At 44.3% G+C, this 16,750-nt stretch carries 13 protein-coding genes; 5 read left to right on the top strand and 8 right to left on the bottom strand.

What is annotated here, in order from left to right; all coding sequences use genetic code 11:
- Window positions 1-12 precede the first annotated feature (12 nt).
- Both MKY23_RS09560 and fabD read right to left on the bottom strand, forming a co-directional pair.
- Complete coding sequence (locus MKY23_RS09560; RefSeq protein WP_339837512.1) at window positions 13-2,598, bottom strand: AMP-binding protein; 2,586 nt, start codon at window positions 2,596-2,598, stop codon at window positions 13-15.
- Entirely contained in the window at window positions 2,591-3,799 is a 1,209-nt protein-coding gene (gene fabD, locus MKY23_RS09555; protein ID WP_339837509.1) for an ACP S-malonyltransferase, read from the bottom strand. The genes MKY23_RS09560 and fabD overlap by 8 nt, the downstream gene beginning before the upstream one ends.
- 247 nt (window positions 3,800-4,046) lie before the next feature.
- Here fabD and MKY23_RS09550 point away from each other — a divergent pair, with 247 nt between their 5' ends.
- Together MKY23_RS09550 and MKY23_RS09545 are read left to right on the top strand one after the other, a co-directional pair.
- The gene (locus MKY23_RS09550; RefSeq protein ID WP_154958127.1) at window positions 4,047-4,697 is read left to right on the top strand and encodes a TetR family transcriptional regulator; all 651 of its coding nucleotides are present in this window, start codon (window positions 4,047-4,049) and stop codon (window positions 4,695-4,697) included.
- On the top strand, window positions 4,697-5,962 hold the full coding sequence (locus MKY23_RS09545) for an MFS transporter (RefSeq protein ID WP_154958128.1): 1,266 nt from the start codon (window positions 4,697-4,699) through the stop codon (window positions 5,960-5,962). Before MKY23_RS09550 ends, MKY23_RS09545 begins: the two co-directional genes overlap by 1 nt.
- A gap of 95 nt (window positions 5,963-6,057) precedes the next feature.
- Here the strand turns inward: MKY23_RS09545 and MKY23_RS09540 are convergent, their stop codons facing one another.
- The 5 genes from MKY23_RS09540 to MKY23_RS09520 all read right to left on the bottom strand — a co-directional run bounded on the left by MKY23_RS09540 (window position 6,058) and on the right by MKY23_RS09520 (window position 13,113).
- Entirely contained in the window at window positions 6,058-7,155 is a 1,098-nt protein-coding gene (locus MKY23_RS09540; RefSeq protein ID WP_186811649.1) for an endospore germination permease, read from the bottom strand.
- Window positions 7,156-7,171: 16 nt separating this feature from the next.
- Complete coding sequence (locus MKY23_RS09535; RefSeq protein WP_339837505.1) at window positions 7,172-8,350, bottom strand: Ger(x)C family spore germination protein; 1,179 nt, start codon at window positions 8,348-8,350, stop codon at window positions 7,172-7,174.
- On the bottom strand, window positions 8,347-9,864 hold the full coding sequence (locus MKY23_RS09530) for a spore germination protein (protein ID WP_339837502.1): 1,518 nt from the start codon (window positions 9,862-9,864) through the stop codon (window positions 8,347-8,349). Before MKY23_RS09530 ends, MKY23_RS09535 begins: the two co-directional genes overlap by 4 nt.
- A gap of 170 nt (window positions 9,865-10,034) precedes the next feature.
- Window positions 10,035-12,485: a flavocytochrome c gene (locus tag MKY23_RS09525; protein WP_154983058.1), complete on the bottom strand. Its 2,451-nt coding sequence runs from the start codon at window positions 12,483-12,485 to the stop codon at window positions 10,035-10,037.
- Window positions 12,486-12,498: 13 nt separating this feature from the next.
- Window positions 12,499-13,113, bottom strand: coding sequence for an NADPH-dependent FMN reductase (locus tag MKY23_RS09520; RefSeq protein ID WP_339837497.1), 615 nt, complete (start codon window positions 13,111-13,113; stop codon window positions 12,499-12,501).
- Window positions 13,114-13,294: 181 nt separating this feature from the next.
- On the opposite strand from MKY23_RS09520, the gene MKY23_RS09515 reads away from it, so the two are divergent.
- Both MKY23_RS09515 and MKY23_RS09510 read left to right on the top strand, forming a co-directional pair.
- Window positions 13,295-14,224, top strand: a complete 930-nt coding sequence (locus tag MKY23_RS09515; protein ID WP_339837494.1) for a LysR family transcriptional regulator — start codon at window positions 13,295-13,297, stop codon at window positions 14,222-14,224.
- Between the two features lie 42 nt (window positions 14,225-14,266).
- Window positions 14,267-15,175: an FAD:protein FMN transferase gene (locus tag MKY23_RS09510; RefSeq protein WP_339837491.1), complete on the top strand. Its 909-nt coding sequence runs from the start codon at window positions 14,267-14,269 to the stop codon at window positions 15,173-15,175.
- 27 nt (window positions 15,176-15,202) lie between these two features.
- Here MKY23_RS09510 and MKY23_RS09505 read toward each other — a convergent pair whose 3' ends face one another.
- Window positions 15,203-15,871 carry a Type 1 glutamine amidotransferase-like domain-containing protein gene (locus MKY23_RS09505; RefSeq protein WP_339837488.1) on the bottom strand — a complete coding sequence of 223 codons (669 nt, stop codon included), beginning with the start codon at window positions 15,869-15,871 and terminating at the stop codon, window positions 15,203-15,205.
- A 206-nt stretch (window positions 15,872-16,077) separates the two neighbouring features.
- Here MKY23_RS09505 and MKY23_RS09500 point away from each other — a divergent pair, with 206 nt between their 5' ends.
- Window positions 16,078-16,608, top strand: a complete 531-nt coding sequence (locus MKY23_RS09500) for a hypothetical protein (RefSeq protein WP_339837485.1) — start codon at window positions 16,078-16,080, stop codon at window positions 16,606-16,608.
- Window positions 16,609-16,750: the final 142 nt, after the last annotated feature.

Raw genomic sequence — 16,750 nt, 5'->3', positions numbered from 1 at the left:
TCCCCTTCTCACTTACTGTGATACCGAAATGTTGGTAAACCTATCAACACTCAGTAGAGACTCAATGGAGTCCGCAACTGTCTGGAACAACTCTTTCATAAGAACCCCGTTCATTCTGGAAGGGTTGTAGCGGAAAAAAAGCTCTGATGTATCTTTTAAGTCCTCCCACTCCATGATCATGTCAAATACGTTATGAAGGGCATCTTCTGTATGCAACCACCCTTTTTGTGCGAACAGGCAGCGGACATATCCAGGTTCAATGCGAGTCACATGTCTTTCAATATCTCTCGTATGGTACACTTCTGCTTCACCCACTTTTTTCTTCGCACCAGCCAGGACGAGCAAATCTTCTATACTTTCAACTTGCGCAAAATCCACGTGAAAAGGCACAATCCAGCCTTTTCCGTCCATCATGGTATGCACGGTCACTTTAGGTCCGGTCGATATTTCATAAATAGCGTTCGAAAAAAGGGCAAGCCATACCGCTTCGTCTGCAACTTGCAACTCGTGACAAAATGTCTGGAATCGATCTCGTTGCGACGAGGACATCACCATACGGTACTGATTCTCTGCTCCGCTCCACTCCGCTTCGAAGTACGGCGCTTCCAACTGGACTGCTTGGAGCGGTATCTCCTTTTTTGACAATCCATCTGAACTGGAAATCAGCTGTGCGAGCTGTTCCACAGAAGGATAGGCAAAAATATCAGTTAGTGTGATGACATCTGGATATAAAAGGTCTACTTCCTCAAGCATCTGAATAACGAGAATCGAAGTCCCACCTATCTCGAAAAAGCTGTCATGGACTCCGAAATATTTCTTGCCAAGCAGCTTGCTCCATATTTCAAACAGCGCTTGTTGCGTCGCATCTTTAGGTCTATGCACCAACGCTTCCTGTTCCCGCATTTCCTGCCACTTGCTTAGTTCGTCTTCGACTTTCTGAAATGCTCCTTCTTTATATTTTTCAATATATTTATAACGCTGTAACTTGCCGCTGGTCGTTTGATGTATCTTGGAAATCGGTAGAATAACACTTAGATGCATACCCATCACATGGTTTACATGTCTGCGAATCTGATCCGCGTGACGTCCGAACTCTTCCAGCTTGTCTCTGTACAAGACAAACAATACAACCTCTTCCGTGCCTGTAGCTTCGTTATATACTCCACAAGCAATCATTCGTTTGATTTTCAGATCCGTACATTCCTCTGCAATGCGTTCAATATCATAGGGATAATAGTTGGAGCCGTTAATGATGATGATGTCCTTGGTTCTCCCCGTAAACACCAGGTGATTATGGATTAGAAAGCCCAGATCACCTGTATGAGCCCATTCGTCCGGCGTAAAAAGTTTGTTGGTCGCTTCTTCATTGTTATAGTATCCGTCTGTAATATTCGCACCCTTGATCTGGATATATCCGATATAACCCTTGGGGAGCGTACGACCAGAATCATCACAAATTCTCACCTGGCTATTTCGTAACGGGGTTCCCGTTCCAGAGAGTGCCAGCCCTGCTTCATCCTCACTTGATAGAAAAACGGCCTGGTCCCCGACACTGAGATTATCTCTACGGACATAATACGTTGTGAAAGCTTCGTTCTGCTCCTGAATACATACCGCCACACAAGCTTCAGCCATGCCATATCCCATTTTCATCGATTTCCCGTCAAGTCCGAAAACGGCCATCTCATCTAAAAATTGTCGACATGCGTCCACATCGATAGGTTCTGCACCGTTCACGATCGCTTTAATTGGAGTTAAATTCCAATCAAAAGAGCGCTGGTTCGCAGCTTTGTGATACGCGTTTAAGAAATACTTGATTCCGAAATTAGGCGAAGCGAGCATTGTTGCCTTGAAGTGGCTGGCAGTTTGCAACCAGAGAACAGGCCGTCTTATAAAAAGCCATGTTGGCATCTGATACTGATTCAACCCGGCCACGAGCGGGAGCAAATGGAACATAATCATGCCGAGGTCGTGAGTCAGTGGCATCCAATTTAGAAAAGCATCTTCTGAGGTGGCTCCCAAACGTTCTTCCAGATCATAAATGTTCGCGAGAAGTTTGCGATGTGTCAGTTTCACACCTTTGGGTTCTCCCGTTGTACCCGAAGAAAACTGAATAAAGGCAACATCGTCAGGGTGGGCAGAAATAGGTTGCTCTTGATGTTCCAGGTTCTGGTTTATCAGATCCTGGATATTCAGTAGAGCACAATTTCGATCTGGAATGCGGGACAGATGCTCACGAAGTTCTTCCACATGCCGCGATTCCGCTACAATAAAGGGACGGTTCAGAACACTGGTTACACGTAACGTTTTGGCCAGCGATTCTTCATTTTTACTCACCGTCAATGGAACAGGGATGAACCCACCCAGCAGGCATGCCCAGAAAATAACGAGGAATTCACGGGTGTTATCCAACTGCAAAATCACTTCAGATCCTTCACTTGCTCCGTTCTTCCTTAGAAGATGCAGGGCAGACATTGAGGACCGATAAAGCTCCGCAAAGTTGCAAAATTCGCTCTGGGATTCTCCTTCAATAAAGGTGATCCCTCGCTCTTCCATAACAGTGTGATGATTCAGGGCCTCATTGAGTGTGCTAAACATGCCGAACCACTCCTTCTTCAGCTATATGACTGAGAATATCTCCCCGTTGTAAAGCAGGAGTCATCTTACAATCCAAAATGTGATGTAACGCTTCGAGTGCTTTAGCATTACCGCCTGCAATATCGCCTGCCCTAGCAAGTTGCTCCAGTTCCCGAAACGGCCCCGCGACCTCTTCCAGATAATCCGAAGTTTCCCCGTGAATATTGTAGTTTTTGGCGCAAAGTGCCGCCTTTAAATAACGGGCATAGGAGACTGCTCCCGTCCCCTTAGGCATCCTCTCCTTTATCAGCTTCTGCAGATTCTCCTTTGTGTCTATAGACTGGATCATACATGCATCAAGCTTCTCTCTTCGCAACATATTACTTAACACGCTGCCTGGCCCAACCTCGATCAGGTTGTTAACCTGCCTCTCCATTAGGAATTGCACACATCCCTGCCAGCGGACTCTTTCTACCATTTGTTCCGACAAAAAAGAGGGGATGCAAGTCACAGAAGGATAAGGAAGTGCTGTAACATTGGAAAGCACGGAATAGCGCATGGAATGAAAAGGGATGCGACCAAGTTCATCATACAATTGCATGGCCGCATTTTTCATGAATGGGCTGTGGAAGGCACCACCCACTTGGAGCGATGTAACATGACCTCCTAAGTCAATAAAGCGTTCCTTTATCTTTGTAAGCGCATTCACTTGACCGGAAACGACAGTTTGGCGACTGGAATTCAGATTGGAAATGACCACCAAGCCTCGATATTCAGGCTCAAGGCATTCCTTCTCAATGACTTGAGGGGTAAGCCCATGGATAGCCATCATGGAGCCTGCTTTATTCTTCTGGGCATCTCGCATCAACATGCCTCTAAAACGGACAAGGCGAATGGCATCTGCAAAATGTAATGCTCCCGAAGCAGTAAGCGCTGTAATTTCTCCAAGACTGTGCCCTGCCAAATAGACTGGCTCACGTTCCATTCTCTCCATTAACACACGAAAGGCAGCGATGCCAACCGTCAAAATACACGGCTGTGCGTAATCGGTCCGGGTTAACTCTGCCAGACTCCCTTGAAAACAAAGGTTCGATACGCTGTATCCCAAGATCTCCGAGGCCTCTTCAAACGTTCTTTTGGCTACTATGGAACTGGAAAACAGCTCCTGTCCCATACCTATATATTGCGATCCCTGACCTGGAAACAGCAGTGCCGTGTGCATAACATCCCCCTCAGAACCAGATATTCGACAATATTCGATATTCAATTTACGTTGTTACATGATTTAATCGTCTAATCATAATTGAAATTTAAGGGTTATAATACAATTTCTTTACATTTGAACACATTATATCAACACTGCCTTAAACAGATCAATTTATTTTTTTTACCCATTGCAAAATGAACTGCATGTCATTTATATTATAATAAATCGTGATTCATTTTTAAGAAAAGGAGGAATTGATCCGATGTCTCCAAAGTTATCCGACGATCAGAAGGAACTAAGGACTTTGCAAATTCTTGAAGCAGCGAAACGTGCATTTGAATACAAGGGTTATGGGGCAACAACGCTAAAAGATATCGTCGAAGAGGCCGGTATGAGCAGAGGCTGGATCTATCTATATTATCAAAGCAAAGAAGAAATCTTCGAGGCACTGCTTCATTGGCAAGATATGCGGTACAAAGAACACATCGAAACCTTGATTCACTCTTCGTCATCCATCTGGAAAATTATCCAGGATCTCTATACGCAGCAATTAGAGGATCTGCTTCGTTTCCCGAATGCGGGACTACAATCTGCTTTCTATGAATACTCTCTGATTGGCTCACGCGATGAAGAACGCCGGAACTTACTGATTGAGCGCTACAATTCGGGTGTTGCACAGTTCGCAACCTTAATTCGGATTGGCGTAGAGCGAGGAGAATTCTCGACTGACATGGACGTGATGGACATTTCTAGACTCGCTGCATCGTATCAAGAAGGAATCATGACACACTCCATCACGGTAGGTACCGAAAAGGCTAAAACAAGCATGCAGTTTGAGGCGTTGCTCGCGTATCTGAAAACACTGTTACACCCCGTAATGATTCACGAACCTGACCATTCGGAGGAAAACTAATGCAGGAACTTTTCCGTAATCCAACTTTCTTGAAACTCTTTCTGGCAACCTTCACTTCGCAGCTGGGAAATGTCGTTGGAAATATGGCGTTCGCTTATTATATGGTGGATCGTTTCAGTAACCAGCCGTCTTTGGCCAGTATGGCAGAGCTTATGTATTCCCTTCCAACCTTAGCCGTTTTCTGGATTGTTGGAGTCGTCGCAGACCGTTTTGATCGTAAACATATTGCTACATACAGTGACTGGATCAGAGCTTTGTTAACCTTGTTATTGCTACTTTTTGTTCACTATGACGTGTTGTTTATGTGCTTTCTGATTCTTTTTCTGCGTAGTTCCATTTCCAAATTTTTCGGACCGGCCGAAATGGGACTTCTCCAAGGTAGCATCGGTCAAGATCAGTACGTTCACGCATCTGGACTTATTCAGATCATCTCAGGTGTATTTATGCTTTTTGGACTGAGTCTGGGAGCAACGGCATACCATTTCATTGGTATCGAGGGAGCTATTATCGTGGATTTGTGCAGCTTCCTGTTATCTGGTTTCCTTCTCGCCTGGGCCAAATTTCCCGAACAGGCACGCATGCCGAACGGAAAAAACCGTGTACGTGATCTGCGATTTTCTCTTGTCATCCAAGACTTCTGGCAGGGGCTTCAATATATTATACATAACCGGCTTCTGCTGATTTTAATTAGTGGATTCATGTTTTTTGGTATAGTTAACGGAGTTTTTTCCGTCCTTCCAATCTTTTCAATGAAGTACAAACTTAGCCCGGATCAGTATGTTGTCCATTCATCCCTTGTCACTGTCTTTATGGGGATTGGTTTCTTGATCGGCAGTATTTTGGGTCCCATTCTGATTCGGCGTTACACAAGAACACCCATTCTGATCACTTGTCTATTTCTAGCAAGCCTGTTCCTGGCAGGATTGGGCCTCGTACCTCGTGTGGAGCTTTATTTCGTTATTATTCTGCTGGCAGGGATCGCCATTGCTCCTATCAACATTGCACTTGGTAGCTGGCTTCCGGAACTTGTTCCGCCTCAGAATATGGGACGTGTGAATTCACTCATTGAACCCGTTATGATGCTGGGCCATTCTCTGGCACTCGGAACGATCAGCTTGGCTTTCCCTGTGTGGATCAATGTGACATGGCTTCATCTGACACTCGCTATATGCACAGTCGCCGTCAGTTTCTTCTATTTGAGATCACTTCCGGGACTTGTTCGCAAAACCACGGCACCTGCAACTGCTGAACAGGCTACACCATAATCATATTTTCCAAACCAAATCCCTCCTGCGATCCATCGGATACGCTACAGCATCATCACGATGATTATTTCAGGGGGGACTCCATTTACACTATCTCACACCCCCTTGTTCTGCCTGTTACGAATCATTGCCACAATCCACAACAACAGCGGAAGTAGAATAAAAACAACGGGCAGGTTAAACGGTACGGCTACAAGCTTCGGAAAAAGAATAGAGCTATCCACAAAGTTCCGTGGCAGCATAGATAGTATGATGGCAATTGGAGATGCGATAAAGATGAAGCTCCGCCAACGTTTAACCCCTAGCCACTGGGCAGTCCCGTAAGATGCTGCAAACAGATATAAAGACACCTTGATAAAAATCCCCATGATCCAGATCGCAACGACGATCGCATCGAGATTTTGCAGGAAACCAAAGGAAATAAAACGTACCAGATTAAGAAACGGATAGGTCTGTCTGGATGCCGTAGAATAACCAAAGATAGCAATACATTGCATCGCTGAAAGTAAGGTGAAGAGACCTGCTATAACAGAACCTAGGAGAGCGCCCTTCACCCCTTTTCGTGGATCAGCCACAAAAGGAAGAATCATCATGAGCAATATATTGTCGCCTAGGAATGAGGCTGTTGGCAAAGCTCCCTTCAGCAACACGGAAAAGGTATTGTCCATAATAATCGGCTGCAGGTTATCAAGTTGGATTTGGGAAATATTGAGGAGCAAGGGCACCATAATACCCAGCAAGATGAGAGGGCCTAGTACCTCGCTGCATCTGGCCAAGACCTCGATACCCGCATACGTTACATAAGCCGCAACAATAAGCATGCCGATAATAGGGATGATGACTGGCGTCAATTGAAGTATGGTGCCAATCATAAAATCGCCGTACTGTCGCAAGATAATCCCTAGCACCGTAAACCAATATAATACATAGATCAAAATAATCACATGCCCTAGAAACTTGCCCATAATTTTAGGTGCATAGCTGATAAGAGACTCATTGGGATACATAATGCTTATACGTGTCAGCACATAGGCAAGTCCTACGGAAAACATACTGGAGAGTAATATGGAAATCCAGGCATCCTGCTTGGCAACAGCAATGGACGGATTAATCGTAAGCAGGATGGTCATACCAATCTGCATCGTGGAAATCAGCCAAAAAACCTGATTACCACTGATTTTTTCCTTGTACATGAAGACCCTCCTCTCCCTATTGTTTCTGTTGAGTATTGAACATGCCTGGACGCAAAATATCCGCTTGTGCGTTTACTGTAACGTTGATTTCCGGAAAAATAGCTTCCCAATCCTTCTCGTTTTTTTTCCACAAAACGGGATATTTACGGTGAAATGCACCAGCAAAATTAAAGATATCCGCTTTATATTTGGTTTTAGCTTCATGGATCGCCAGGTGAATACGTTCTTCAATATTTTCCTCCAACTGTTTTTCAATATTCTCCAAGCTATCAATGCTCTGATCAATGTTAGTCTCTGTTGTGTTCTGAATTAACTGATTTTTGCAATTCACATCAATTCTGATAGACCACTCTCCATTTTTGTACATCGGTATAATCTTGGATCGATTTCTCAACAGTTGCACCGATATGGTTCCCTTCGAATGCTCGGGGCGAATTGTAATAATCGCATTATTCATCTCATCCACCGCCCACAAAATGCCGCGAGTAATCCGGTTATCCGCTACCCCAACCAACTTATCGTTATGCAAAATGGCGGTTCCGTTAATGTAACCAATGCCTTTGGATGGATCAACCTCGCCAGGAGTTTTTAATAACTCGACCCAAGGCAGCAGTGCCGCTTTACTTTCATCCTCTAGCATCTCCATCAAATGTGCCATCGACGAGTTGATGCTCGTTTTGTTTACTGCCATCTCACGCAAAACTTCAGACGTATTTCGTTCCAGAATCGAATGTTTTTCTAATACTTCTCTGGCCTTTCCCTTGGTGACAAAAGTAAACGCGCGTTCGCGCGGCTCGGAATCCCGCATGAGGAAGTCTAAATCATCCTTTAAGCCCTGCTCTACCTTTTCTGCACCAAATAAATAGACTTCGGAATGCCCCCAGAAAATTTTGCGCGAAAACTTCATCTGCAATTGGGCCAGGGCATCTGCTATATTGACACCTTGAGCGGATTGCACAAACGTTGTGCCACTTCCACCCGTTGCTTCTCCCCCAGACTGACTGCTTTGAGTTGAACCTTGAGGGATAAAAATCTGAATACTCACTTCAATCAAGTTGTCACTTGCCTTATCAATGGCTACACCCGTTACAAGCGCAAGATCATTGATCTCCTTACGATCCCAACATCCAGCCAGCAGTGGAAAGAATAACAGAACAACCAACATTAGACAAAAATAACGCAGCCACGGCTTCATGGCGAGGCTCCTTCATCCTCTTGATCCGGACGGTTATTGGAGGGTTGCCGAATTGCATTTTTTCGCCCTGTCAAACTTGGTCTCTTGAGATTAGCCCATATTGGCGACACCATGAAGCTGTCGAGCATTTCACTCCACTTCATTGGCGCAAGGGGCTGCAGATAGGGAACACCGAGCGAGCGTAAGGAACATAGATGAATAATGATGGCGATGACGCCAAGCATCAGACCGAGCAGACCAAACATTCCTGACAGAAACATGATTGGAAAACGTAACAGACGAATAGCGATACCCGCGCTATATTGTGGCAGCAAAAAGGATGCGATACCGGTAATGGCAACCACCATAACCATTGGGGAAGAAACAAGACCAGCAGAGGTCGCTGCCTGTCCAATAACAAGCGCGCCAACGATACTGACGGCGGAACCGACCTGTTTGGGCAAACGTACGCCAGCTTCTCGCAGTGCCTCGAAGGAAACCTCCATGAGCAACGCTTCAATCAACGCAGGAAACGGAATCTCTTCCCGTGACTTCGCGATACTAAGCAACAATGAGGTGGGCACCATTTCCTGGTGAAATGTCAAAATGGCTACGTAAAGAGAAGGCAGCACCAGCGAAATAATCAGGAACAAAAATCGCAGCCAGCGAATGAAACTGCTTATGACATAACGTTGGTAATAGTCTTCCGGTGATTGTAACATCGCAAAGAAAGTCGTTGGGGCAATGAGACAGAATGGTGTACCATCCACCATAATTCCGATTTTTCCTTCAAGGAGAGAAGCGCTGACTACATCCGGTCGCTCTGTAACCTGAATCTGCGGGAACGGAGAATAGGGGTGATCCTCGATCAATCCCTCGATATAACCACTTTCCAGCACACCGTCAATATCAATCCTCTTGATGCGGGTGTGAACCTCTTCAACTAATGCATGGCTAGCAATGCCGTCAATATGAGCAACAAGCACCGACGTTTTTGTATATCGCCCAACCTGAAACGGATCTAATTTTAGAGAAGGGTCTTTAATTTTGCGGCGTAGCATCGAAGTGTTTACACTGAGTGTTTCTGTAAAACCTTCCCTTGGCCCGCGAATAATCGATTCTGCTGCTGGCTCCTCAATGCCCCTTTGCTGCCAACCAGCTACCCCAATGGCAATACCAAACGGCAGTTGGTCTACAAGCAGTGCGACACAACCGTTAGCGATATGGTTTAACAAATCCTCAAAGCTTGTCACGATGGTGAGCTGACTTGTGGTCACAATAGAACCTATGTATGCGAAGTCAATCTGAGATTTGTCCGTGCGGGCTTGTAAGAGCGGGGCCAAAACATGCAAATCCAGCAACGATTCATTGACCATTCCGTCAATAAACAACATAAACGCTTCTCTGCTGCCCGCAAGCGGAAATGTTCTGGTTTTGATATCTGTGGAATGGTTGTATATCGTTTGAACAATGTCCACATTCTCCGAAAGCACGGTGCTGAAGGGCATCGTTCGGTAATCCAAAACGTCGACCATCTGAACGCTCCTTAAATAGGAAAAATAGTTTATTCGTTCAATGTACAGCCTAGTAGCAAAATTCAATGTAAGGATATATTTTCCCCAATCGGATTTTTTATTCTTTTAGCGTGAAAAAACAGCAAATAAACCACTTCAAAATGAAGTGGTTTACGGATGGATTTATACCTCTAGCGTTCTATTTTCACATTGCCCACAAGATTCATTTCTTCAACAGCCGTTTTACCCGCAATTCGTCCAAACGTAAAGATGTCTGTCAGGGCATTACCGCCCAAACGGTTGCCTGCGTGAATCCCCCCTGCCACTTCTCCAGCGGCATATAGATGGGCAATCGGCTGGCCGTTTTCATTCAATACACGGGTTTCCGTATCAATCTTGATGCCACCCATCGTATGGTGAACGGCAGGTTTTCTAGGCGTAGCGTAAAATGGCGCTTTCTCTACTTTTAAACTAAACGTATCCTTATGGAATTCGGGATCAAAGCCCGCATCCACATAAGAGTTATACTTATCAATTGTCGTTCTGAGTACCTGAGGGTCCATGCCCACTTTCACTGCCAGTTCTTCAATCGTATCCGCTTTAAACAGAGTCCCCGCTTCAACTTGCCGATCTATCTTCTCCTGGCTGGTATTCGCTGCGGTTTTCTTAATCTCATCGTCAGCGATTAGATAAAATAAACTTCCCTGTTCGATGGCCGCTTTAGTCAAGACATCCCGTCCAGAAAATTCATTAACGAAACGCTCGCCTTTTTTGTTAACAATGACAAAGTTCTCAGGTGGTACTTGTAGTCCACTGAACAGTTCGCCAGTCTCTGGATCGGCTACAGGCATCATTTGTGTGAAACCCATGCCTGTTAATGCCGCGCCTGCACTCTTGCCAAGCGATATTCCATCCCCTGTCATCGCGTAGGAATTCGTCGTTTTGATATCATCATCGATGTGGCTCCAGTACGTGTTATATTCCTTGAGCATCTGTGTATTTGCACCAAAACCACCACTAGCAAGCACAACGGCTTTCGCATGAACGGTGATTTTCTGTCCGTTGACTCCAGTTGCAATAACACCTGCTATTTTTCCATCTTCGATGATGAGCTGTTTAACCGGACTATCTGTAATAATTTGACCGCCATTTTCTTCTACATACTTGCTAAGTGCGATGATAAAGGCAGAACCATAACTTTTTACAGGTTTATGACCACGTCGCCACAGGGCACCCACTGGAGCAAATACGATGCTCTTATCATATTCGACCCCGATATCTTCAAGCCATTGCACACTTTCCAGGGCACGATCTGTAAGTACTTTGACCAAATCATACTGTCCATAGATCGTATTGCCATTCAAATCCGTTCGTTTGCCCCCAAAATACGTTTGCATTCTGTGAAGTAGCGGGGAATCGAATAAATAAGCCTTTTGTGTTCCGAACTTTTCCTGATATGCTGTAAACTCTTCTTTAAGAGCTTGGAAATCATCTATATATTCGGGATGAATTAAGCTCTCATCCGTACTTAATAAATTTTCAATAGTCTGTCTTTCACCTGGATTTTCATTAAACTGTTGTTGCCATAGAGGATCAGCTGCATTAACAGGACCACCCGAACGGATCGTGTTGCCCCCTACGGCTGGATATTTCTCCAGAACAATCGCACTTGCGCCATGTTGTAAAGCTGTTGCAGCAGCACTTAAACCCGCGCCACCTCCCCCTACAACGACCACGTCACAAGTATATTCCTCATCATCTTTCATCTGGCTGCTGGCAGGTTTTGCACGTCTTTTGAGAATATCCGGATTCACGCCGGCAAGCTTAACTGCTTTGGCAACACCGTTGATGACCGCGTTACTCGTTTCAGAAGCACCGGAGAGTGCATCCACATTGAGTGTCTGTCCTTCAATAATTTTATTCGGAATTCTCACAAAAACAACATCGGCGATACCCTCGGTTTCCCCCTTTGCATCAATATCGATACTCTCGATTCGGTTTGCACTAAAAGACACTTTCATCGGCAAATTCCCACTGTGACCAATGGCATTGACCTCATACACACCCGGTTTATAAGTAAACTCTTCTTCCTCATTCAACTGATTAGAAATTTTGGCAAAACGAAGGAAACGCAGGAAACATACTTCCAAGAAATCAATCGTTCCTTCATGATTCAGGTTGCCTGCTTCGTCAAACGCTTTATGTGCACTCCCCAGCAAAAACTCATACCCTGGCATCACATTAGCTTCAACACCCGGTGCATCCAGAATTTGACGAAGATGCAACTGGGCACGAGATGAACCTTGTGTTCCCTGTGACGCTCCAATGATCATAACGGGCTTCCCAGCCAGCGGATGGATTTCAAAGCTAAGCCATTCGAGCAGGCTCTTAAGGGATGAAGGGATGGAATGATTATATTCTGGAGTTGCAATGATGACGCCATCACTTGCGATAATTTTCTCATTAAACGATTGTATAATGGCGCTGTTCGTCTGGTTATCGGATTGATTAAACATCGGCACATCTGTAATATCGAGAATCTCAATGGCTGCTCTGGACTCAAATTGTTTTTGCATGAACTGAAGCAGCTTGCGATTATACGATTTCTTTGCATTGGTGCCCACGATTGCTATGATTTTCATTGTAGTCAGCCTCCTACTCTTGCCAGGAAAATTTTTTCGTTTTTTGCTTCAACGTTCTTTTGGACAACAGTTCCGTCGTGATCTCCGTAAACAAAACAAACTCCCTGAAAATTTCTTCAAGCTCCGCTACTTTTTCTGCGCTAATCAGGCTGCCACTGTGATCAAATGCACTCTGCGATTTTCCCAAAAGAAACTCGCTGCTAGGCATTAATCTCGCGCCAAGCTCAGGTGAATCCAGAATTTGTCTGAGATGTGCTTGCGCTCTGGAAGAACCCAGCGAGCCGTGGGAAGCACCTACGATCAGAACCGGCTTGTCTTTTAAGGTTTGAGTGGTATAACTGACCCATTCCAGCGCACTTTTCAACACAGCAGGGATCGCATGGTCGTACTCCGGAGTAGCAATAATGACGCCCTTCGCGTTAAAAATCTGCTCCAATAAGTCCTGCACCTTCTCTGGAATGTCAACTTCAGCATCTTCTATTTCATCTTTTTCAATAAAAGCAGGTAGATCCTTAATTTCAAACAAGTCAATCTGAGCCTCATCTGCAAAATGCTTTTGCATAAATTGAAGCAGAGTACGGTTCGTTGATTCATCCGAATTGGTACCCACGATAGCTAAATAATTCATGGTAATCCCCTTTCTGTCATTCGAAAATAATGTTCGTCAAAGTCAGACTCGATCTTTCGGCATAACTCTAACATAGGAATGGAAGATTGATCTAATAGTTATTCATTGCAGTTTGATAACCAATTTGTTATAATCAGCTCAAATTCAAAGTTTGTTATTTTTTTCACAAAGGGTGGGCGACATGTCTAAATTAGAATCACAGGATATTTTGTGTTACATCGACAGCCTTTTGAAACACAGCAATTTTAGCAAAGCTGCCCAATCCCTTTATATTTCTCAGCCCTATCTGACCAAGGTCATCAAAAAAGTCGAAAGTCAGTTGGATTGTGAGCTGATCACTCGCAACAAGCTTCCATATCGATTAACCGAACAGGGAAAAATCTATTATCAGTATTTAACATCGCTCGAACATAGCTACGCCAAGCTCATGAAAGAAATTTCCTATGCATCGGATATCGGCAACAAAGTGTTACGAATCGGAATTCTGCCGAGCCTGGGTTCTTATTTGATACCCCTTTTTTTACCTGCATTTTTAAAGCTTCATCCTGCTTATAAGATTAATCTGGTAGAGGATCTGCCTGAAAAAAATGAAAAACGGCTGCAAAATGTTGAATTGGACTTCTGGATTGGACAAAATTCGAGTAGTATTTCTCCAAATCTAAACGCATTTAGTTGGGGCAAGCATAGCTACCGGGCTGTTATCCCGCGCGGCTGTGAACTGTATCAAAGAAATGTTGCCGTCATCCCGGGGGGTAGGTTTGATATTGCTACCATTCTGAGTCAGCAGCTCGTTTTAACGTCCAAAGGCTCTGCCGTCCGTAAACAGATCGATCAATTACTTAGTGTGCACAAAATACAACCAAGCATCGTGATGGAAAGCAACGAAATTCACACAGTGTTGAAGCTTGCCAAACAAAATATGGGCCTGACGATCATTCCCGAAAGTGTCCAAATTGACGAGTCTGCTTCGGAATACAACATCTATCCGATCCCGATTGATAAGATGAGTCTGGACTATTTTATAGCACATCATAGCGAAAGAAAGCTGTCTAGTGTGGATCATGACCTTATCCATACATTTCTGAATCATGGACAACAATGTGCAGTGTAGGAGGAGATCCGCATAAATACTTTTACGAAAATGATCCCTCTCATGGGAACTAAGATTTCTCTATTTATCGAGGGGGAAGATGCAGAAGAGTTCGCGCAGGAAGCAGAGAATATGCTGTTCCGTTACGAGAAAGTGTTTAGCGCCAACAGTGATCACTCACAGCTCGCGATGTTGAAGCAAGAAGCCGCCTCCCAACCGCTTCAAGTCGACAGGGAGCTGTATGATCTCATCAAGATAGGCAAAGAACATAGCCTGGAGGAAGATTCTTTTTTAAATATTGCGATTGGCCCGTTGATCAAATTGTGGAGAATCGGTTTCCGCGAGGCACAGGTGCCAGAGGATGCAGAGATTAAGAAGGTACTGGCGCTCTTAAAGCCTGAACATATACAGCTCAATGATGAGCACCAGACCGTACATTTATTAAAAAAGGGGATGGAGATCGACCTGGGAGCCATCGCTAAAGGTTATTTTGCCGATCAGGTGATGGCCTTTTTCAAGAAAAACGGAGTAATCTCAGCTATGGTCGATATGGGCGGAAATGTGCTTGTTCATGGGGACTCCCCTTCGGGTTCGAGTCACTGGAATGTGGGAATACAGAATCCCTTTTTACCCAGAGGCAATGCAGCAGCAATCGTCAGTATCAGGGAGCAATCCGTCGTTACCTCAGGCATATACGAGCGTGTTTTAGAAAAGAAAGGACAGCAGTACCATCATATCTTTAGTAGCAAAACAGGCTATCCCATTGAAAGTAATGTCGCTTCGTTAACCATTATTGCGGATAGATCACTCGACTGTGACATCTATACGACAGAATTATTCGGGTTAGATGCGGCCTCCATTATTCATAAAGTGAATCAAATGAAACATATCGAAGCCGCCGTCATCACGACAGATGGGAATCTGGCCTACAGCGAAAGTCTACGGGGAAGAATCCAGCCACTATCCAGTTAATGAATGAGGAGATTGTTCAGGCGATTCTCAGAGTGTTTCAATCAATTTCTGAATCTTAGATTCGGAAATTAAATATACAGAGCCTAAGATATCCATTTTGCCGTCTTTTACACGAATAGCACTCTCCTGCTCTGCCGCATAAACATTCATCTGTTCAGATAGTGGAAACAGGTATCTTTTAACAAAAGCGCCATAGTCGCGCCTAGAATGAGATTCATAGGCAAAATGATCAAAGCTCAAACCCTCATAAATCGTCGTTGTTTCAGCCTTAGGGGTATCGTCACTCGAAGATATCCATTTTGCAGCCATATTTAATGCACCTGCACTTGCACCGATGATAATGGCATTACTGTTCTTAATCATATCGGATAGTTCATATTCCGCCAAAAACTCATGCTGCTGAACAGGATATCCTCCGCACATAAAAATGACAGACGCGTTCCGAATCAACTGATGAGCCTCTTCTTTCTGCATACGATAATCAATGAAGTGATATTCATCAAAAATCAGGTTAGCCTGAGTTAACCAGGTCCATTCCGTAATATCCTCAAAGTTCACTTGCTCTCCTTCATAATCAGACGGCTCAGCGCTAATCATCACAAGTGATTTTCTATCTGTGATATCCTCTTGCAATAGTTCGACCAGTTTCTCTGGAAAAAAATCACTAAACCAACTGAAATAATAGTGAGTACTCAAACTGTACTACCTCCATATGTATAATTGACCTATTTCTATACTTAAGAAAACTAAAAACATAACTCCATACTAGCATAGCATCGAATTAAATGATGAGAAATAGTCCCCTCTCCGAAATGAAGTGTGTCCGTTGCCCTATTCTGACCTGCCCATCCTATAAGATAATATAGAGTATATCTAAACTTCGAATAAGGGATGGGATGATCATGAGTACGCTGCAACCAATTATCCATGTCTTGCAACATTCGTCTGATGAAGACGTCGTTGAACAATTTTTTGAGCACGAGCTATTAATCTGGATTGATTGGAGAGAAGACGAGGGGGACATTATCCAATACTTCAACGGTCAACTGCCGGAATCAGATCAAATCAAGTGTGAGATCATCGACATCGACAAGCCGAGAGGCGTTGATATTGTGTTAAGTTCAAACGATCGAAAGCATACAATTCCGTTCGCTGATGATCGGACTGATCGAGACAGTGCCATTCGGGCTATGCAGGAAATGATTGCTCACCGATATCAGATTCGATGGTTTATGGAGTCTTTAGGCAACGACACTTTAGCATATCTCTTATTATCTAAGGAACAGTGGACAGAACTGGAGAACCAATTCGGCAAAGAAAAACTTGAATTCTACTTCCAGCCAGTAACAAATGAAAGCAATATGTTTTCTCTCGACATGGATGAAGTATTCACATTAATTGAAACAAGGCAAAAAGCGCGTACCTCCGAATAAGGGATGAAAACTCGCCGTTACTTGTACTCTACTCTAAGTTCCCCGATTTTTATATCAAAAACGCCATCACATAATGTGATGGCGTTCCTTTTATTTGGGAGCCTAGTAGGCTAACCGCTTCGTCTTGACTCCACGTAGATAC

It is taken from the genome of Paenibacillus sp. FSL R7-0272 (assembly GCF_037969905.1).
GTDB classification, from domain to species: Bacteria; Bacillota; Bacilli; order Paenibacillales; family Paenibacillaceae; genus Paenibacillus; species Paenibacillus polysaccharolyticus.
This window is presented reverse-complemented; position numbering and strand designations above follow the sequence as displayed.